Raw genomic sequence first — 18,380 nt, forward strand, 5'->3', positions numbered from 1 at the left:
AGATGGCACGCGTTCTCACCGAAAAGGATGTAGAACCCGCCGTGCGCGGCGGCGCGGTTTATGCCGCGGGCGGCGGAGGCTGGGTGCATCACGGACGGATGCTTGGCCGCGCGGCGGTCAATGCCGGCGCGCCGGAACTTGTCTCGGTCGAGGAACTTGACGATGATGACTGGGTCGCCACCGCCGCCGCCATCGGCGCGCCCGCCTCAACCACGCCGTGGGAGATGCGCGGCGTCGATTATGTGAAGGCGGTCGAATTGCTCCAGGAAGCGCTTGGCGCGCGCGTTGCGGCGCTGATGATCGGACAGAACGGCAAGTCCTCGACCCTGAATGCCTGGTTGCCTTCCGCCATTCTCGGCTGCAAGGTGCTCGATGCGGTCGGCGACATGCGCGCCCACCCGACCGGGGATATGGGCGCCATCGGCATGGCCGGACGGCCGGAAGAAACGATCCAGACCGCTGTGGGCGGCAATCGCGCGCAAAACCGCTATATCGAGCTCGTCGCCAGAGGCGCCACGGGCCGCGTCTCGCCGGTTCTGCGCACCGCCTCGGATATGTCCGGCGGCTTTATCGCCTCAGCGCGCAACCCGGTACGCGCATCCTACGTCGCCCGAAATGCGGCCCTTGGCGGAATTTCGAAGGCCCTGGAACTGGGCGATGCGATTCTGGCGGCCGAGCCCAGGGGCCCCTCCGCCATACTCGATGCCATCGCCCATACGACCCGCGGAACCTATATCGTCGAAGGAGAGATCACGGCAAAGAACGTGACCTATACCAATGAGGCCTTCGATGTCGGTACCGTGACGATCGGCAGTGGCGATCGCGCCGTCACCTTGCATGTGATGAATGAATATATGGCCGTCGACGCATCCGACGGACGCCGCATCGCCACTTTCCCTGACGTTATCACCACGCTTTCGCCGGACGCCGAGCCGTTATCGGTCGGTGAACTGAAGGTCGGCATGAAGATCCATGTCCTGCATGTGCCCAAGGCGCTTTTGCCGATCAGCGCCGGCGTTCTCGATCCCGCCGTCTATGTTCACCCGGAAAAGGTCATGGGCATCGACCTGACCTCTTACGCATTGGAAGACTGATATGCCGAAGGACAATCCGCGCCATCCGGCTTTTCCGATCCCCTTCGGCCCGACGCTGCGCGCAAAGGGCTGGCGGCAGGAGGCGCTGCTGCGGTTAATGGAAAACGTTCTGGCCGTTGGCGAAGACCCAGAAAATCTGGTCGTTTACGCCGCTCTGGGCAAGGCCGCGCGCAACAAGGCCGCCCATGATGCGATCCGTCAGGCACTGATCAGCATGGACGAAGACCAGACCCTGGTGATCCAGTCGGGCAAACCCGTCGGCCTGATGAAAACCGGTCCCGAGGCCCCGATCGTGATCATGGCCAACTGCAACATCGTCGGGCAGTGGGCCAAGGCCGAAAACTTCTATGACATGGAACGCAAGGGGCTGATTTGCTGGGGCGGCCTCACCGCTGGGGCGTGGCAATATATCGGCTCGCAAGGCGTTATTCAGGGCACCTATGAAATTTTCATGCGGATCGCCGAGCGTCGTTTTGCCGGCAGCCTCGCCGGGCGGTTCATCCTGACCGCCGGTCTCGGCGGCATGGGCGGCGCCCAGCCGTTGGCCGGGCGGATGGCGGGCGCTGCAATCCTGTGCGTTGAGGTCGATTCCGCCCGTGCGGCAGCGCGGAAGAAAATCGGGTATCTTGATGAAATTGCGCCGGACCTCGGCTCAGCACTCGCGCGGATCGAGCAGGCCCGCGCCGAAGGTCGTGCGGTCTCGGTCGGGCTCGTCGGCAATGCCGCACAGGTTTACCCCGAAATCGCCCGGCGCGGTATCACCCCCGATATCGTGACCGACCAGACCTCGGCCCACGATCTGGTTTATGGCTATATCCCCGAGGGGTACGATATCGAGCGTGTGCGCCGCCTGCGTGCGCAGAACCCGGGCGAACTGATCGAGGCCGGCCGCGCCTCCATTGCCCGACATGTCTCGGCGATGCTGAATTTTCAGAAGAGCGGCGCTGAAGTGTTCGACAATGGCAATCTGATCCGCACACAGGCTCAGATCGGCGGTGTGGAGAATGCCTTCGACATCCCCGTCTTCACCGAAGCCTATCTGCGGCCGCTGTTTTGCCGCGCGATCGGTCCGTTTCGCTGGATGGCGCTGTCGGGCGAGGCTTCCGACATCGGCAAGATCGACGATCTCGTGCTCGAGATGTTTCCCGACAACAAGATCGTCACCAACTGGATCCGGCTTGCGCGCGACAATGTTCCGTTTGAGGGGCTACCCGCTCGCATCGCCTGGCTGGGCCATGGAGAGCGCAGCGCGCTGGCGCGCGCGGTCAATAACATGGTGGCAACCGGGACGTTGCACGGACCGGTGGCGTTTTCCCGCGATCATCTCGATTCGGCCGGGATGGCGCATCCCAACATCATGACCGAGAACATGCGCGACGGCTCCGATGCGATTGCCGACTGGCCGCTTCTGGATGCGATGCTGCTGTGCTCGTCTCGCGCCGACCTCGTCACCGTGCATTCCGGCGGCGGCGGCTATGCCGGCTACATGACCTCGGCCGGCGTCACGATTGTCGCCGATGGCACCGAAGCGGCCGACCGTCGGCTCGAAATCTCACTCGACAACGACACTGGCCTCGGCGTCATCCGTTATGCCGATGCCGGCTACCCCGAGGCGCTGGACGAGGTAGCGATGAAGAAAATCAACCACATTCCCGTCTGATCCTTCGGAGTGACGGGAGATGCATGCACAACCGAAAAATACCAATCAAAGAGGGAAATGATCATGAAACTGAAGAACATTCTCGCAGGCGCATTGCTGTCGGTCACGCTGGCCTCTACCGCTTTTGCCCAGCAGGTGACCGATGAGCTCAAATTCTCGTCCTTCCTGCCAGCCTCAACCGTCAACAACGCGGTATCGGTTCCGGCATTCATCGAACGTGCCGAAGAGCTTTCGGATGGCGCCCTGCAGATCAAGCTTTATGCCGGCGGCTCGCTGGTTTCGGGCGGCGAGGTGCAGCTCAAGATCGTGCAGGACGGCATTGCCGATATCGCTGAAATCCCGATACCCTACACGCCGGGCCGCATCGAAGGCATGGATGTCTTCGAGCTACCCAATCTCGCGCGCTCCAATTCCGACGGCTCGCTTGCAACGCTGGCGCTGATCGAAGAGGGCAAGATCACCGGACTGGACGATCTCGTGGTGCTCGGCGTGTTGCAGGCCGGCCCCTATTTCATCCACACCAGCGAGGAAATCGAAAGCCTGCGCGACCTGCGCGGCAAGAAGCTGAGAGTTTCGGGACAGATGCAGGCGCAGATCGTCTCGCGGCTGGGCGCGGTCCCGGTCTCGAATATTCCGGCCACGGGGCTGGCGGAAAACATCAGCCGCGGCCTGATCGACGGTGCGCTGGTCGATACCGGCAACCTCTACAATTTCGGCATCGGCGATCTCGTCCATTACCATGTCACCAACCTTCCGCTGGGTTCGTTCACGGTATTGTGGGCAATGTCGCGCGATCGCTATGACAGCCTGTCGCCGAAATCGCGCGAGGCAATCGACGCGCTGCGCGGCGAGTGGTTCACCGAAGTGCTGGGCGCAAACATGGACAAGCAAACCGATGAAGTGACGGCGCGGTTGGAAGCATCGGGCGATCACCATTTCGTCACCTTCAGCGAAGCCGATATGGAGCGCGCAGACAAGGTGCTCCAGCAAGTCGTAGACAACTGGGTTGCCGCCGACCCGGCCAATGCCGCTACACTGGAAGCCGCGAAGGCAAATCTGGGCGAGTGATCGCCCAGCCGGGAGAGGAAACGCGAAATGGCAAGGCTGTCCAACATGCTTGCGGTCGTGGGCCTGAGCGCCCTGCTGGCGGTGACCGCTCTGACGCTGTTCGATATCGCGCTGCGGTCGGACATCGTCTACGGTCTGCGCGATCTTTCTCCCGGCTTCGACAATTTCGTGATCAATTCGGGCATCGACGGCCTGTCCGATCTATATGCCCCGCTCGGCATCGTCGCCATCGCCTTCTGTTTTCCGGCGATGGCGGCGGGCCGAAGCGCGATCACTGTGCGCTTCCTGATCGACACTCTGCCCTGGCGTCTGCGCGAAGCGCTGGATGTCTTCGGACACCTGTGCCTGCTTGTGATGTTCGCGCTGATGGCGTGGTGGGTCAGCGACTATACGCTCGACATCTGGCGTTCGGGGGAAACGACCTGGCTTTTGAACCTGCCGCGCTGGCCGGCCTGGGCGCTTGCCTCCCTTGCCCTTTGGATGTCGGCGCTGATCCAGCTCGTTGTTCTGGCCGGACAATGCGGCCGGGCGCTTTCCGCATCCGAACCCGCGCCTCTGGATAAAGCCGCGGAAGGAGCGGAATGATGTCGGACATCATGATCGGAGCGGCGGGTCTCGCAACGCTTTTGGCCTTCATTCTGGTCGGCGTCCCCATCGCTGCATCAATGGCGATTGTCGGCACGCTCTTCACCCTGTTCCTGACCTTCGACGCCTCGGTCTTTTCGATCTTCGGCGTGGCGACAGTGCAATCGCTCTCCTCCCAGGAACTCCTGATCATTCCGCTGTTCATCCTGATGGGCGGCTTTTCCATCATTGCCGGAATGTCCTCGGAAATCTATCGCCTTGCCCATGCCTGGGTCGGGCATCTGCGCGGCGGTCTGGCACTGACGACGGTCGGCAGCAGCGCCGCCTTCGGCGCGATCTGCGGTTCATCGGTTGCCACCACCGCGACCATGGTCCAGATCGCCCTGCCGGAAATGCGGCGGCGCGGCTATTCCGACTCGCTCATCGCCGGTTCCATTGCCGGCGGCGGAACGCTCGGATCGCTGATCCCGCCCTCCGTGGTGATGGTCGTCTATGCCATCCTCACGCAACAAAGCGTGCTCTCGCTGTTTCGCGCGGCAATCGTGCCCGCCATCGTCGCAGTGCTGTTCTACGCCATCGCCGTGCGCGTCTTTATCGCCGTTCACGGAGATACGTCGGAAGCGCTGGCTCCCGCCACCTGGCGCGAACGCGCCAGGGCGACGGGACAGGCCAGGCTGACCATGCTGGTCGGCGTGATCATGCTTGGTGGCATCTATAGCGGCATCTTCACCGTCAACGAAGGCGCGGCGGTCGGCGTCGCCCTGGTGTTCGTGACCTGCATCGTGCGGGCGCGCCTGACCCGCAGCAACTTCATCGACACGCTGAAGAAGGCGGCGTCCAACGTCGCCATGATCTATCTCATTCTGATCGGCGCGGAGATTTACAAGAGCTTTCTCACCCTGTCGGGCCTGCCCGAGGCCGCGATCGCCTGGGTCGGCGGCTTGGGCCTGCCGCGCGAGGCGGTGCTGATCATCGTGATCCTGCTCTATATCGGCCTCGGCTGCGTGTTCGACGCGATGGCGGCGATGATTTTGACGATGCCATTCATCTATCCGCTGATCGTCGGTCAACTTCAATACGATCCGATCTGGTGGGGGATCATGAATGTGATGATCATCGAGATCGGCATGATCACGCCGCCCGTCGGCATCAACCTCTTCGTGCTCAACGGCATCCAGAAAGACCTCAAACTACGAGATATCTATCGCGGCGCGTCGTTCTTCATCGCTGCCGACTTGCTGCGCATCATTTTCTTCCTGCTGTTTCCCGGTCTCGTTCTGATCTTTGTCTGAGCCGGATTACAGCGAGTGCCGTCACCGCGGCACCTCAGCATATACCGGTCGCGGTAAGACCGGTCTGCATTCGATCAAAACAGAGGGTGACCAAGATGAATTTTATGTTCAGAATTTCGAGACGGCTTATCGCCAGTAGCGCCGGCCTCGCGATCTGCCTTGCCGCAAGTGCGGCACTCGCTGATGACTGGGTGATCGCAGGGCAGGACATGACCGTGGAAGATATTGCCGGCATCAGCCATGACAACGACGCGCGGATTTCCCTTACTGGGCCAGCATCCGAGCGCATCGGGCAAGGTCTCGAACTGGTCATGGAGGCGGCGTTGCAGGGCAAGGCCGTCTACGGCCTGACCGTCGGCGTCGGCTGGAACAAGGACCGTCCGATCTTCGCGATGAAGGACGGCAAAAAGGTGCTGGATGCGGACTTGCTGGAGATGTCTCGGGCCTTCAACCTCTCCTCGCTGCGCGCACACGGCGCCGGCATCGGGGATCCGATGCCGGTGGACGCGGTGCGCGCAGCAATGGCAATCAGGTTGAACCAGGTCGCAACCGGACGAACCGGCGTGCAGCCGGCTGTGGCGGAAATGTACCGTCAGTTTATCGAACAGGGCATCACACCGGTAGTGCCCGAACGTGGTTCGGTTGGCGAAGCCGATATCACACTCGCGTCTCATATCGGTCTTGGAATGATCGGCGAAGGAGACGTGATTGTCGCAGGCGAGCGTATGTCCGCCGCACAGGCGTTGAACGATGCTGGCATTGCCCCGCTGGAGCCGATCGGCAAGGACTTCCTCTCGATCCTGAGCACGAATGCGCTCACCGTTGGCCGGGCGGTTCTGCTGAGCGAGGAGGTCAGGCAGTATCTCGATCTTCAAACCGCTATCTTCGCGTTGCAGCTGGAAGGTTTCAACGGCAACATCGCACCGTTCCTCGCCGAGAGCGCCGAGGAGCGGCCCTTTGAAGAAAACATCACCGGCGCGGAAAAGGTCCGCAGCGCGCTGAAGGGCAGTTATCTCTGGGAAACCTCTGCCGACCGGCCACTGCAGGACCCTCTTTCCTACCGGACGATGGCCTATGTCCTGGGCAGTGCCTATGTGGCATTGCAGGATCTGCAGGACGCGCTCGAAGTCCATGTTAACCACAGCGATGACAATCCCATGGTGGTCGTCGGCGCGGTCGATACGGACGCCTCCCCGCAGGCCGCCAGCTATTTGATTGAAGGCGATGTTTCCGGTGCGATCTATCCGACCGCGAATTTCGAAATGCTGCCCGTTGCGACTCGAGTCGAGGCTTTGAACACAGCTCTGGTCCGGCTGTCGCAGGCGATTACAATGCAAACCATTCGCCTCGAGAACCCCGAGATGACGGGGCTTTCGCGCTTCCTGGCCGCCGATGGCAATGCGGGCCACGCCTTCGGCGCGATCCAGAAGCCGCTTGTCTCGCTGACGGTCGAAAACGCGCAGATCGGCGCGCAGGCGCCTGTCGCATCAATCGCCATGGCGGGCAATATCGAGGACCTCAACAGTAACGCACCGCTTTCGGTCGACAATCTCGCGCGGATCCTGGACAACATGTACTGGATGTCTTCGATCGCTTTGCTCCACGCCGCACAAGCCGTGGATCTGCGCGATAGCCCCGCGCTGGGAGAAGCCTCAGGCGCGCTGCTTGAGGCTTATCGCGCGACCGTGCCCTTCGTCGAACAAGACCGCATCTACACCGACGATTTCGCCAATGGCTACGCGTTCTTGCGCAGTGGTGGATAAATCACCCGCAAGGCCGGTACCGGCATCGCGCCGGACCGGCCTTGCCTGTTCCTTCTAGGCCCCGATTGTCGGCTTTTGACGTCTGGCCCGACCATGTTGTCAAAACAAGGGCAGTCCAGAGTGGCGAGACAAGGCCGAACGGAACATGATCGTTGCCATAAGGTTCGCAGCATCAGATTTCGACATCGCCGCACGCAGATCCTTGCCTCAAAAGCGGACATGATATCGGCAAGGTGTCTCCCGAGTCACTTTACATTCGCAAACTCATTCCTCCTCGCCCTCGCCCACGGCCGCAAGCGCCTCCTCCTGCACAGCGGCTCTGCTGAGCAATCCCGCATCCTCGAGCGCCTCGATATCCGGCAGATCACGGAGCGTTCCCATGCCGAACGCGGAGAGGAAGTGTTTCGTCGTGACATAGGTGTAGGGTGCGCCGGGGGTGGGGCTGCGGGGGCCGGAGGCGATGAGGGCGGCGTTGCGCAGCGAACCGATCGTGTCGCGGCTGACCTCCTTGCCGAAGATTTTTGAGAGTTCGGCGCGGGTGATGGGCTGGAAGTAGCCGACGGCCATCAGCACCATGGATTCGAATTCGGAGAGGGCCGCGCCCCCGCCCCTTGTGGGCGCTGCGGAGGCGCGGATGGCATCGGCATAGGCCGGGCGGCTGCGGTGCTGCCAGCCGCCGGCCACCGGGACGATCTCGTAGGGCCGACTGGCGAGCTCCTGCTGGAGATCGTCGATCAGCAGATCGATGCTGCAGTCCTTGCCGACGACGCGCGCCAGTGTTTCTCGGGTGACCGGCTCGGCGGACGCGAAGATCACGGCCTCCACCCGCAGCATCCATTCGCGCCAGCGCAGATCGGGCGGCAGGGCTTCGAGTTCCCGATCGAAGAGGCGTTCGCCTCCCGCCCCTTTGTCTGCGGCCTTGGCTCCGTCATGTCCGGCTGCGGCCTTCGTTTTCCGACGGCGTGTTTTGGCGGCATTTGCTCCGGTCATGGTCATAGCCCATAAATCCGAAATGAAGGCCGGCCAGACAACTCGCGGACGGCGCCGAAACTCTCGAGCCGTTCGAACAGGCGCGAGGCGGCCCAGCGGGAAAGGTTGCTGCCGGGGGCACTCGCGGCGATGGCATCCTCGTCCATAAGTGTTTGAATAACAGGCCCCGCACCCTTGGTCCGCACCTTCGGGGCCACGGCCATCAGAACCTCCGCCCGACGCGCGATCGCATCCGCCGAGCGCAATGCGGTTGCAGCGCCATCGGCCAGTGCCAGGCAGACGGCGCGGGCGAACGCCGGCTCGCCCGCTCGCACACGCCCCCTGCCCCCGATGGTCCGGAATGCCGGGCCGTAGCGCTCCGCCATCAGCAGCGGCACGGGCCGGTTCCACTTCAACAGGGTTGCGATCATCATATCGGCCATGGCCCAGGCCAGCGGCTCGGCATCCGGGCGGACGGCGAGGATTGCGGTGACAAGGTCGGCGACCACGAAGGGGACGGCGCGTTCGGACTGGAGCGCGGTATCGGCCAGCTCCGGGATGGCGGCGAGGTCGTCGTCAAAGGCGAGCCCCATCAGAACGGTGAGTTCCTCGACCTGCTTTGTGGGAAAGCCGGGTTTTCGGGCGGCGAGCCTTTTGTAGGCCAGAAACATCCTTCCGGCTGGGCCCGGATCGTCGCCGGCGGCGGTGAACAGAACGGCATCGCGCAGCGCCGCGTCGGCCTCGTTGCGACCGGCCAGACGGACGGCGGCAGCGGCGCATTTCAGGGCCTGCCGCTCGCGCCAGCAGCCGGCCCAGACGGGTTCGGATCGGACGAGATCATCCAGCGATTTCAGGGCGATACCGGCCGAGAAAGCGGCATCGGCTTCGCTCAAGTCGGGCCCGCGCGGGCGGGCCCAGGCTGGCAAAGGCGCGGTGTTCGCTGCGGTTCCAGCGTGTGATGTGGCGTACGAATCCATGGTGGCGAGGGTATATGAGGCGAGCGGTTAATTCCAGTGAAATAGAGATAAACCGCACAGCTTGTCTTTTGCCTGTTATGATTGATAATGTTGCATTATCGTCCATAATGCTCATTAAAGAGAAAAACCCCATTTTGAGGCCCTTGATGACCGAAAACGACGCCGATCCGCACGCCAGCCCGTCTCTCGGCACAGCGGCCGCTTATGAATTGCAGCCGTCGGGCGCGTTGACGGGTCATCTTGCGCCGCTGGTCGAACGCGCCCGGGGCTATGTCGACGCCTCAAGTTCGGCCAATACAAGGCGCGCCTATGCCGCCGACTGGGCGCATTTTTCAAGTTGGTGCCGGCGCAAGGGGCTCTCCGCCCTCACCCCGGATCCCAAGACGGTCGGGCTCTACATTACGGCGCTCGCCGCAGGCGAAGCGGCCCCGCGGGCAAAGCCGAGCGCGGTCTCCACCATCGAGCGGCGGCTGTCGGCAATCGCGTGGAACTATGCGCAGCGCGGTCTCACGCTCGATCGCCGCGACCGCCACATCGCCACGGTGCTCGCCGGCATCCGCAATCGCCATGCCGCGCCCCCGCGCCAGAAGGAGGCGATCCTGCCGGAAGAGCTGATCGCCATGGTCGAAACGCTCGACCGGGGCACGCTCAGGGGCCTGCGCGACCGCGCCATGCTGCTGATGGGGTTTGCCGGCGGTCTGCGCCGCTCGGAAATCGTCGCGCTCGATTGCGGCCGTGACCAGACCGAGGACGGCAACGGCTGGATCGAGATCCTCGACAAGGGCATGCTGGTGACGCTGCGCGGCAAGACCGGCTGGCGCGAGGTGGAGATCGGCCGCGGCTCCTCGGATCTCACCTGCCCGGTCGCAGCCGTCGAAACCTGGCTGAAACTCGGCAGGATCGGCCACGGCCCGCTGTTCCGCCGCGTCACCGGCAGGGGCAAGGCCGTCGGGGCGGACCGGCTGAAGGATCAGGAGATCGCCCGGCTCATCAAGAAAACCGTTCTTGCCGCCGGCATTCGCGGCGACCTGCCCGAGGCTGAACGGATAAAACTGTTCTCCGGCCATTCGCTGCGCGCCGGCCTCGCCTCCTCGGCCGAGGTCGATGAGCGCTACGTCCAGAAACAGCTCGGCCATGCATCCGCAGAAATGACAAGGCGATACCAGCGCAGGCGTGACCGGTTCCGCGTCAATCTCACCAAAGCGGCGGGGTTGTAGTCGCCGTCTCTACTCCGGCGCCACTTGCGGTCCATAAGCCGGTAATTTATATAGTCATTATAGTCATTCTGGTCAGGAGGTGCGCAATGCAGCCCGTATCGCACGAAGAAAAGAACTGGACGGTGGCCAAAGCAAAAGCAAAGCTTTCAGAGGTGATTGAGCGTGCGCAATCCACGCCACAGACGATTACGCGCAACGGAAAGCCAACAGTCGTTGTCGTCTCCGCTGAAGAATGGCAGAGGAAGGTCGCGCGCAAGGGGACGCTGGCCGAGTTTCTGATGGCCTCCCCGCTGCATGGCGCCGAGATTGATCTGGACCGCCAGGGCGACGAACCGCGCGATCTATCGCTGTGAAGCTCCTGCTCGACACCAATGTCCTCTCGGAAGTGACGAAACCGCGCCCGGACAGCCGCGTTCTTGCGTGGCTCGATGACATTGACGAGGATCGTTCCTTTCTCAGCGTCGTGTCGCTTGCCGAAATCCGTCGTGGTGTCGCGCTCATGGATAGCGGGCGAAAGCGCGATGCTCTCGCAGATTGGCTTGCTAACGATCTGCCGCAACGTTTCGAACACCGCGTGCTTGCGGTGGACGAAGCCGTGGCTTTCGCCTGGGGCGACCTGATGGGGGACGCAAAGCGTCGCGGTCGCGCTATGTCATCGATGGACGGGCTGATCGCGGCCACGGCAATGGCACACGGGCTCACCCTTGCAACACGCAACATCAAGGATTTCACGGGCTGTGGCATAGAGCTGATCGATCCATGGGCCGTGTAAGTAGAAATCGAGCCCGGCCGACCGTCGCTATCGCTCCGCTGGAGCGTTCTGATTGCCAAAACTGCACAGGTGCGGCATGACAAAGCGTCGCAATTGTTAGGTTGAGGCCGCGTGTTGGCTCGTTTTCACACACGGCCGGCCCCCTCCCCTCTCGCCGTCCAGCATCTTCACGCTATTGATCTACTCCCGCCGGAGTAGAAGGGCGCTCGTCACCAAATTGCTGATCGGAAAATAGGGCGGGTTCACCCTGGTCGACATTGTGCTAAAGCCAGTGCTTCTGGCTGCTCATAAGATTGCCAACTTCGTCCAGATTTCAAATCTCGCGGGATAACGGTTTCTTGAAGCGTAGCTGTTTGGCATTAACCTTGCCCAGTTCTTGCGCCGAGCGTGTGATGGTTTCGCAAATTACAACATCCCGCGCTCCAGCAACACTTCTTCGACGAGACACAGGCTCAGCGAAAAACAGTGATGTTCGGGCTGCTCATATGCATGTTTGAACTGTTTGTATGTGGAATAATACCCGGAGTTTTTCCGTGCGCGGGAGATGCAATCAATGACATTGTCAAACGCAGGACTGACTTGGCTGGGTTTGATCCGGAGAGGTTTTCGGCGCAGGCTCCATGCTTTGATCCTTTTGGGGTATCCGAGCGGCGTGGTGTAGCGCTTGTCGAGTTGTGACCTAAATCGGGACATTGTCTCTTCCGACGGCAGATAGTACAACGCCGTTAATAGCTCTACACGCCTTTAGCCCGGTTGTTTGGATGACTATCGTTGAGGTAACAGCTGTCACTCCCTGCGGCCGTGCCTATGTTCTGCAGGCGGACCTCACCGGAACACCGGTTTGCGCGATCGCATCCCACTCCAACGGGTAACAGTTTTTACCTTCCCCTCCCGCCCAGTTGCGAGGTTATACAGAGCAGAGCGGAAAGGAATTCAATACGGCCGTTGGCTAAGCCCGTGAATGCTTCGCGTCAAATACAGCTTACCTTCGGCTGCCCCTGCGGACCAGATCAATTAGATAAGTCCCCCGGATTTCGAACAGCATCAGGGTTTCTCAGGCACTTTTCTCTGGGCCGTGTCGACATTGCCCGCAAATGTGGCCTTGAGGTGCCGGTAGAGCTGGTTGAGCGGCTCGAAGTTCCGGTTTTGCGAAAGCGTGACGAACTGGATGTTGCTCGCCTCGATCTTGAGATCGGCGGGTGAGAGACGCCTCACCAGTCCATCGGAGGCCAGCCGTCCAATTGTCGTCTCGGGAATGCAGGAGAGCATGTCGGTCCGCGCGATGATCTGCACCAGCGCGAACGGGTCCGCGGAGACTTCGACCACCGGCTCGGGCGTTTGAAGGTCGAGGCCGCGGAAGGCATTTTCCAGGAGATTGCGATGATAGGAGCCGTCCGGCTGTAGCGCCCACTGCCATTCCAGCAGGTCGCTCGCCGCAAGCGGATCGCGGGAAAGCAGCGGATGATCGCGGTTGCAGATGATCGTCAGCGGCGTACGGCCGAGTGATTCATAGCTCAGGTTGGTGGCGGCCTGCGCGGGCATCTTGTCCCAGTTGACGATGCCCAGATAGCAGTCGATTTCGCCGTCCTCCAGCGCCTGCACCATCAGTCTCTCCCGGGCGGAGCTGATCTTGTAGCGCAGGGTCGCACCCTCGGCGAACATGTTTGCGAAGGCGGTCGGGAATGCCTCGTCATGCAGGAGAACCGGGTTCGTCCCGATCCTCAAAACCGGAATGCTGCCGACCTCGAGCTCTTCGCCGAGATGGTCAATCGCGGCAACGGCCTGGCGGACGCGCTGCAGGGCAAGGCGTCCGGCGGGCGTCAGGCTCACGCCGCGCGCGGACCGGTTGACCAGCGAGGCGTCAAAGGCGTTCTCCAGATCGCGCACCAATTGCGACAGGGCCGGCTGGCTGGTGTTCAGGACCTCCGCGATCGTGCGCAGCGAATCATGGCTTTCGATCATCTCCAGAAGCTTGAGGTGACGGATCCGCAGGCGGTCGATGTAGAGCTGTCGTTTCTGCATAAGGAAATCATATCACTTGAGAAGAATATACGTCTATTCATTTTCACTCGAGCGCGTCTAAAATTGGACTTACAGTTGTCGTATCCGGATGCATAACCTCAAAGGTTGAGGTGAAGCTCCACCGTCCTTTTGTGAGACCGGACAACATAGCCGGATGATGCTGCAAGGCGGCTGAAACCGGCGTCCTGGTCCCGGCGACGGGCATGAATGGAGGAGAGTTTGAAAATGGAAGCACGCTCTAAGGTCAGGACCGCGTGTCATGACGACTGATCATGTCCACTTCGACGCCTATCGCAGGCCGGACGGCTCTGTAGCGCTTCGAAACGATTTGCTGATCCTGTCGATCTCGGGGCTGACGGTTCCGATAGCGCAGCGGGTCGGCATGATCCTGAAGGGCGCCAAGGTGATTTCCACGGCCTATACCGGCGGCATCATCGCCGAGGACGCGAAGCTGCGCTACCGCATGCTGGAAGGCTTCGCGCTGCACCCGAATGTCGGCGCGGTGCTGGTGATCAGCTGCAATTTTCCCGAGGCCGAGCGGTTTCGCGACAGGATCGCCGCAAGCGGGCGTCCTGTCGAAATGCTGGTGCTCGATGCTTTCGGTCACGACAGTCTGCGCCTGACCGACGCCGCCGTCAGGGCAGGCGCACATTTCATGCAGCAATTGTCGGCCGCGCGCCGCAGTCCGGCAAACCTGTCCGATCTCTGCATCGGGGTCGAATGCGGGCGATCCGACACGACGTCCGGCATTGCGTCCAATCCGTTGCTGGGCCATGTCGCCGATGCCGTTGCCGGTTCGGGAGGTCGGGTCATCGCCGGCGAGACGATGGAATGGTTCGGGGCGGAGCATCTTCTGGAAAAACGCGCGAAGACGCCGGGCGTCATGCAGGACGTGCAGGACGCGATAAACCGGCGGATAGAGCGCGCCGCCGCCGCCGGCATTGACCTGATCGGCACGAACCCCGGACCCGTCAACATATCGATGGGCCTGTCAACGCTTGAGGAAAAATCGCTCGGCGCCGTCAGGAAAACCGGTTCGACGCCGCTTCAGGGGCTGTTGCAGCAAGGCGAAGCGCCGAAGGGGCCGGGCGTGTGGCTCATGGATCAGCCCTATTACAGCACTGAATCGCTCTCCGGATTCGTCGCGGCGGGCGCGCATATGATCCTGTTCACCACAGGGCCGGGCAACAACTATGTCAGCCTTCTGGCACCGACCGTCAAGGTATCGGCCAATGCCGACACCTGCGCCAATCTGACAGAGCAGATCGATTTCGACGCCAGCCCCATCCTGACCGGAACGATGGGGTTTGCCGAAGCAACGCAGTTGCTTTTGGCGCGCATCGCCGATGTGGCCTCCGGGACAGCAACCTTCGGCGAGATCCTTTCCGAGGGCTCTGAAACCATCAGCAGATGCGGAGAATCGCTATGACCGAAAAAGCGGCGCCCTATTCGGGGCTGATGCTCGACAGTGACGATCACGTGGCGCTCGCCCTGACGCCGCTTGCGCCCGGAGACATCGCGAAGATCAAGACCACCGATGGCGACCGGCAAGTGGAGATCAGTGAGGCTATTCCGCGCTACCACAAATTCACGGTTCGCGCGCTTTCAGATCAGACGCCGGTCATCAAGGGCGGGGAGATGATCGGGGTCACCACGGCGGACGTCAGGCCGGGGTGCCACCTGCACACCCACAACATAAAGAGCATCCGCTATGGCGTAAGCTGAATTTCATCGCCGCGTGGAGGGGGCGGGAAATGGAAGACATTTTTGGAGCGCTGTTTCTTGGATTGAGTACGATATTCACGGTGAAAGTCCTCGCCTGGACGTTCGTCGGCATTGTTGCAGGGATGTTCTTCGGCCTCATTCCCGGGCTTTCCGGCCTTACAGGCATGGGGTTGCTGCTGCCATTCGCAATCGGCCAGCCGCCGGAGGTGGCGTTCTCGTTCCTGCTCGGCATGTACGCCGTCACGACGCAGACGGATGCCATCCCGGCTGTTCTGCTCGGCATTCCGGGCACGTCCGCGGCGCAGGCGACCTATCTCGATGGCTATCCGATGGCCAAGCGCGGCGAGGCGGGCCGGGCATTGGCGGCGTCCTATTTCGCATCCATCGTCGGCACGATCGTGTTTTCGGCGATTTTTCTGGTGCTGCTGCCGGTCATCCGGCCGATCATCAATTCCTTCGGCTCGCCCGAATTCTTCATGCTGGCGATGATGGGGCTGGTGATGGCGGCATCGCTCGTCGGCCCAAATCTGCCGCGCGGCCTCATGGTCGCCTCGGCGGGCCTGCTGATCTCCTGCATCGGCATTGCCGGTTCCACGGGCGATCATCGTTACACGCTCGGCACCTATTACCTTGAGGACGGAATGCCGATCGTACCGGTGGCGCTCGGCCTGTTCGCGGTGCCGGAGGTGATGGAACTGATGATCCGTCGCTCGCCGATCGCCCGCTCGTTTTCCGCCGTCGGAGGCGCGGCCGCGGGGCTGAGGGACACGATACGGCATGGCTGGCTGGTTGTGCGATGCTCGATCATCGGTGGCGTCTGCGGCGTTATCCCGGGCCTTGGCGGATCGGCCGCCGAGTGGCTCGGCTATTCCCATGCGGTGCAGTCGGCGCGCGACAAGTCGCAGTTCGGCAAGGGCGACATTCGCGGCGTGCTGTCGGCGGAGGCGGCGACCACGGCGCAGAAGCCGGGCGCGATCATCCCGACCGTCGCTCTCGGCATTCCCGGCAATGCTTCGATGGCGGTGATGCTTGGCGTCTTCCTCATCGTCGGCCTACGGCCGGGAAGCGCGATGCTCAACGAGCAGCTGCCGCTCACCTTCCAGATGTTGTGGACGGTGATCCTCGCCAATATCGTGGTCGCGATCCTCTGCCTTGTGCTTCAGCGCTATATCGTAAAGCTCTGCCAGGTGCGAGCATCCATCATCGCGCCGCTGATCATCGCCTTCATGGCGATCGGGGCGACGTTTGCGAGCAACTCCTTCGGCGATCTCGTCGCCTTTGCCGTGTTCGGCGCTCTCGGGCTTTTCATGAAAGCCTATGACTGGCCGCGCGTGCCGCTGCTGATCGGCATGGTGCTTGGCGAGATTGCCGAGCCGAACTTCTTCATTTCCGTTCAGGTCTATGGCGCGTCATGGCTCTGGCAACGGCCGATCGTTCTCGCCACCCTCGTCGTGATGCTAGCATTCCTGCTGACGATGCTGGTTCGCAGAGCGCGGGGGCGCGCGCAGATTCGTGGAGGAGGGGCCGATGCGTGAGCCGGAACAATATAGCAGGCTTCGGGATATCTCGTGGTGGTTCGGCATAGCGCTGTCGGCGCTTGCCGCTGTCGCTCTGGTCAGTGCGTTGAGTTGGGAGACGATGGCCGCAAGCTTCCCGATCTTCAATTGCGTGGTAATGCTTGCTTGCGGCATAGCGCATACGCTTCTGCCGCAATCCGGCAGCGCTTCTCCTATGACGGAGGGGGAACGGCTGCCGCTCGGACTCACCTTGCGCTATGCGGCCTGGATTGGCGCGTTCTTCGCCGGTGCGATCGTTTTCGGTTTTCCCGTTGCCACGCCTGTGTTTGTGCTCAGCTACATGCTTGCGCATGGCGAGCGATGGACGACGGCATTGGTCGCGTCCGCTGCGACTCTGGTCTTTCTGCTGGTCGTTGTGGAGCGGGTGCTTCGCCTTCCGCTTCCAGAGCCATGGTTCCTCTTCACCTAGCGGAAAGAGGCGTGCGACCGGTGCGACGAGCTTGAAGAGGAACCTGCTCGCCTCGCATCGGACCAAAACCGGAATACTCGGGAAAGCGGTGCAGGGAGGATAAGCGCCGCTTTCCCAAGGCGACCGTGTGCACCGGTTGCTGATTGACCAGTCTCGTGCACCCAAGGAGGAGGAAAAAATGAAGCTGAATCTGATTGCTGCAGTATCGGGAGCCCTTGCCATATTGTCCATGGCGGGACCTGCGGGGGCCGCGGATGTGGATTTTTCCGGCAAGACCGTGCGCATTATCCAGAACTACGGAGCCGGCGGATCCACGGATCTCTTCGCCCGTACCATTGCGCCCTTCATTCAGAAATACCTGCCGGGAGAGCCGACCGTCGTCGTTGAACCGAAACCGGGGGCGGCGGGCATTCAGGCCGGTAACTATATGCACAATTCCTCGTCGCCTGACGGAATGGAAATCTGCCTGTGCAACTCGATGCCGGTCAGGTGGGTGACCGTCAACGACTTCGACTTCGATCTGCGCGATCTCGCAATCGCGGGAAGCCAGCCGGTCAACACCGTCGTCCTCATACGCGATGACATGAATGTGTCGAAACCCACCGATCTCGCCCACACGCCGAAGCCGTTGCTTTTCAGCGCCACCTCTCCGGCCAGCGAGAACGCCAGCCGCTTCGCCGTATTCGCCAATATCTTCGGCGCCAAGGTCAACATCATCGGTGGCTACCGGCTGGCCGGCAATATGGTTCAGTCGGTCACACAGGGGGAAACGAACGTCACGAGCCTCAACGGCGACTATTACGCCGTCCAGAGCACGGCCATTGCCGAAACGGGATCCGTCAGGCCTTTCGGCCAGGTCGGCATTCCGAACGGCGACAGGTTCGATCCGGAACCGGCGATCGATGCGCCGACCTTCGATACGATGGTGCGCGAATATGCGCCCGAGGTACTGGGCACGCCGAAATACAAGTTGTTTTCGGCCTTCAATCAGGCAGCCGCCGCGCAGATGATCTACGTCCTCGCGCCCGGAACGCCGCAGGAATATGTAACCGCCTGGCAGGATGCCATCGCCAAGGCCGCGGCCGATCCCGAATACGCGAAGGCCGTGGAGAACATGCAGACCGCCCTGCGACCGTTCACCGGCGAGGCGGGCACGCGGAAAATGCTCGACGCCCTTTATGACGGCTTCAAGTCGCCCGATGTTGTCGAGGTTCTCAAGGAGATCGCCCCGGTCTATTTCAAATAGATCG

General features: G+C 61.8%; 17 protein-coding genes. 14 read left to right on the forward strand and 3 right to left on the reverse strand.

The features are described 5' to 3' along the window. Nucleotides 1–2 precede the first annotated feature (2 nt). From V6766_RS06560 to V6766_RS06585, 6 genes are all read left to right on the forward strand, one after another. Nucleotides 3–1,094 carry a DUF917 domain-containing protein gene (locus V6766_RS06560; RefSeq protein ID WP_448464719.1) on the forward strand — a complete coding sequence of 364 codons (1,092 nt, stop codon included), beginning with the start codon at nucleotides 3–5 and terminating at the stop codon, nucleotides 1,092–1,094. Nucleotide 1,095: 1 nt separating this feature from the next. Then, a complete protein-coding gene (locus V6766_RS06565; RefSeq protein ID WP_448464721.1) occupies nucleotides 1,096–2,754 on the forward strand; it encodes a urocanate hydratase in 1,659 nt (552 codons plus the stop codon). A 63-nt stretch (nucleotides 2,755–2,817) separates the two neighbouring features. Next, nucleotides 2,818–3,822, forward strand: a complete 1,005-nt coding sequence (locus V6766_RS06570; RefSeq protein ID WP_448464723.1) for a TRAP transporter substrate-binding protein — start codon at nucleotides 2,818–2,820, stop codon at nucleotides 3,820–3,822. Between the two features lie 27 nt (nucleotides 3,823–3,849). Continuing rightward, nucleotides 3,850–4,407, forward strand: coding sequence for a TRAP transporter small permease (locus V6766_RS06575; protein ID WP_448464725.1), 558 nt, complete (start codon nucleotides 3,850–3,852; stop codon nucleotides 4,405–4,407). Beyond that, a complete protein-coding gene (locus tag V6766_RS06580) occupies nucleotides 4,407–5,699 on the forward strand; it encodes a TRAP transporter large permease (RefSeq protein WP_448464727.1) in 1,293 nt (430 codons plus the stop codon). Before V6766_RS06575 ends, V6766_RS06580 begins: the two co-directional genes overlap by 1 nt. Before the next feature lie 95 nt (nucleotides 5,700–5,794). Next, a complete protein-coding gene (locus V6766_RS06585; protein ID WP_448464729.1) occupies nucleotides 5,795–7,462 on the forward strand; it encodes an HAL/PAL/TAL family ammonia-lyase in 1,668 nt (555 codons plus the stop codon). Between the two features lie 264 nt (nucleotides 7,463–7,726). On the opposite strand, the gene scpB is transcribed toward V6766_RS06585, so the two are convergent. Both scpB and V6766_RS06595 read right to left on the reverse strand, forming a co-directional pair. Continuing rightward, on the reverse strand, nucleotides 7,727–8,452 hold the full coding sequence (gene scpB / locus V6766_RS06590) for an SMC-Scp complex subunit ScpB (protein ID WP_448465149.1): 726 nt from the start codon (nucleotides 8,450–8,452) through the stop codon (nucleotides 7,727–7,729). Nucleotides 8,453–8,454: 2 nt separating this feature from the next. After that, nucleotides 8,455–9,408 carry a DUF1403 family protein gene (locus V6766_RS06595; RefSeq protein ID WP_448464731.1) on the reverse strand — a complete coding sequence of 318 codons (954 nt, stop codon included), beginning with the start codon at nucleotides 9,406–9,408 and terminating at the stop codon, nucleotides 8,455–8,457. 146 nt (nucleotides 9,409–9,554) lie between these two features. Between V6766_RS06595 and V6766_RS06600 the strand changes: the two genes are divergently transcribed. The 3 genes from V6766_RS06600 to V6766_RS06610 all read left to right on the forward strand — a co-directional run bounded on the left by V6766_RS06600 (nucleotide 9,555) and on the right by V6766_RS06610 (nucleotide 11,397). Further along, nucleotides 9,555–10,625 (forward strand): tyrosine-type recombinase/integrase, encoded by a 1,071-nt coding sequence (locus V6766_RS06600; RefSeq protein WP_448464733.1) that lies wholly within the window; start codon nucleotides 9,555–9,557, stop codon nucleotides 10,623–10,625. 86 nt (nucleotides 10,626–10,711) lie between these two features. Beyond that, nucleotides 10,712–10,978: a type II toxin-antitoxin system Phd/YefM family antitoxin gene (locus V6766_RS06605; RefSeq protein WP_448464735.1), complete on the forward strand. Its 267-nt coding sequence runs from the start codon at nucleotides 10,712–10,714 to the stop codon at nucleotides 10,976–10,978. After that, nucleotides 10,975–11,397, forward strand: coding sequence for a PIN domain-containing protein (locus tag V6766_RS06610; protein ID WP_448464737.1), 423 nt, complete (start codon nucleotides 10,975–10,977; stop codon nucleotides 11,395–11,397). Before V6766_RS06605 ends, V6766_RS06610 begins: the two co-directional genes overlap by 4 nt. A 1,044-nt stretch (nucleotides 11,398–12,441) precedes the next feature. On the opposite strand, the gene V6766_RS06615 is transcribed toward V6766_RS06610, so the two are convergent. After that, nucleotides 12,442–13,419 carry a LysR family transcriptional regulator gene (locus V6766_RS06615; protein WP_448464739.1) on the reverse strand — a complete coding sequence of 326 codons (978 nt, stop codon included), beginning with the start codon at nucleotides 13,417–13,419 and terminating at the stop codon, nucleotides 12,442–12,444. Nucleotides 13,420–13,678: 259 nt separating this feature from the next. Between V6766_RS06615 and V6766_RS06620 the strand changes: the two genes are divergently transcribed. From V6766_RS06620 to V6766_RS06640, 5 genes are all read left to right on the forward strand, one after another. Then, entirely contained in the window at nucleotides 13,679–14,848 is a 1,170-nt protein-coding gene (locus V6766_RS06620; protein WP_448464741.1) for a UxaA family hydrolase, read from the forward strand. Further along, entirely contained in the window at nucleotides 14,845–15,144 is a 300-nt protein-coding gene (locus V6766_RS06625; protein ID WP_448464743.1) for a UxaA family hydrolase, read from the forward strand. Before V6766_RS06620 ends, V6766_RS06625 begins: the two co-directional genes overlap by 4 nt. A 29-nt stretch (nucleotides 15,145–15,173) precedes the next feature. Then, nucleotides 15,174–16,679, forward strand: a complete 1,506-nt coding sequence (locus tag V6766_RS06630) for a tripartite tricarboxylate transporter permease (RefSeq protein WP_448464745.1) — start codon at nucleotides 15,174–15,176, stop codon at nucleotides 16,677–16,679. Beyond that, nucleotides 16,672–17,130, forward strand: coding sequence for a tripartite tricarboxylate transporter TctB family protein (locus tag V6766_RS06635; protein ID WP_448464747.1), 459 nt, complete (start codon nucleotides 16,672–16,674; stop codon nucleotides 17,128–17,130). Before V6766_RS06630 ends, V6766_RS06635 begins: the two co-directional genes overlap by 8 nt. A 178-nt stretch (nucleotides 17,131–17,308) precedes the next feature. Continuing rightward, nucleotides 17,309–18,376, forward strand: coding sequence for a hypothetical protein (locus V6766_RS06640; protein WP_448464749.1), 1,068 nt, complete (start codon nucleotides 17,309–17,311; stop codon nucleotides 18,374–18,376). Nucleotides 18,377–18,380: the final 4 nt, after the last annotated feature.

The sequence above is a fragment of the Martelella sp. AMO21009 genome (assembly GCF_053484295.1).

Bases quoted from the DNA above. Each gene is read 5' to 3' on its own strand.
- V6766_RS06575 (WP_448464725.1), top strand. From the start codon at position 3,850: ATGGCAAGGCTGTCCAACATGCTTGCGGTCGTGGGCCTGAGCGCCCTG.
- V6766_RS06585 (WP_448464729.1), top strand. From the start codon at position 5,795: ATGAATTTTATGTTCAGAATTTCGAGACGGCTTATCGCCAGTAGCGCC.
- V6766_RS06560 (WP_448464719.1), top strand. From the start codon at position 3: ATGGCACGCGTTCTCACCGAAAAGGATGTAGAACCCGCCGTGCGCGGC.
- V6766_RS06630 (WP_448464745.1), top strand. From the start codon at position 15,174: ATGGAAGACATTTTTGGAGCGCTGTTTCTTGGATTGAGTACGATATTC.
- V6766_RS06635 (WP_448464747.1), top strand. From the start codon at position 16,672: ATGCGTGAGCCGGAACAATATAGCAGGCTTCGGGATATCTCGTGGTGG.
- V6766_RS06565 (WP_448464721.1), top strand. From the start codon at position 1,096: ATGCCGAAGGACAATCCGCGCCATCCGGCTTTTCCGATCCCCTTCGGC.
- V6766_RS06615 (WP_448464739.1), bottom strand. From the start codon at position 13,419: ATGCAGAAACGACAGCTCTACATCGACCGCCTGCGGATCCGTCACCTC.
- scpB (WP_448465149.1), bottom strand. From the start codon at position 8,452: ATGACCGGAGCAAATGCCGCCAAAACACGCCGTCGGAAAACGAAGGCC.
- V6766_RS06595 (WP_448464731.1), bottom strand. From the start codon at position 9,408: ATGGATTCGTACGCCACATCACACGCTGGAACCGCAGCGAACACCGCG.
- V6766_RS06600 (WP_448464733.1), top strand. From the start codon at position 9,555: ATGACCGAAAACGACGCCGATCCGCACGCCAGCCCGTCTCTCGGCACA.
- V6766_RS06620 (WP_448464741.1), top strand. From the start codon at position 13,679: ATGACGACTGATCATGTCCACTTCGACGCCTATCGCAGGCCGGACGGC.
- V6766_RS06605 (WP_448464735.1), top strand. From the start codon at position 10,712: ATGCAGCCCGTATCGCACGAAGAAAAGAACTGGACGGTGGCCAAAGCA.
- V6766_RS06640 (WP_448464749.1), top strand. From the start codon at position 17,309: ATGAAGCTGAATCTGATTGCTGCAGTATCGGGAGCCCTTGCCATATTG.
- V6766_RS06570 (WP_448464723.1), top strand. From the start codon at position 2,818: ATGAAACTGAAGAACATTCTCGCAGGCGCATTGCTGTCGGTCACGCTG.
- V6766_RS06580 (WP_448464727.1), top strand. From the start codon at position 4,407: ATGTCGGACATCATGATCGGAGCGGCGGGTCTCGCAACGCTTTTGGCC.
- V6766_RS06625 (WP_448464743.1), top strand. From the start codon at position 14,845: ATGACCGAAAAAGCGGCGCCCTATTCGGGGCTGATGCTCGACAGTGAC.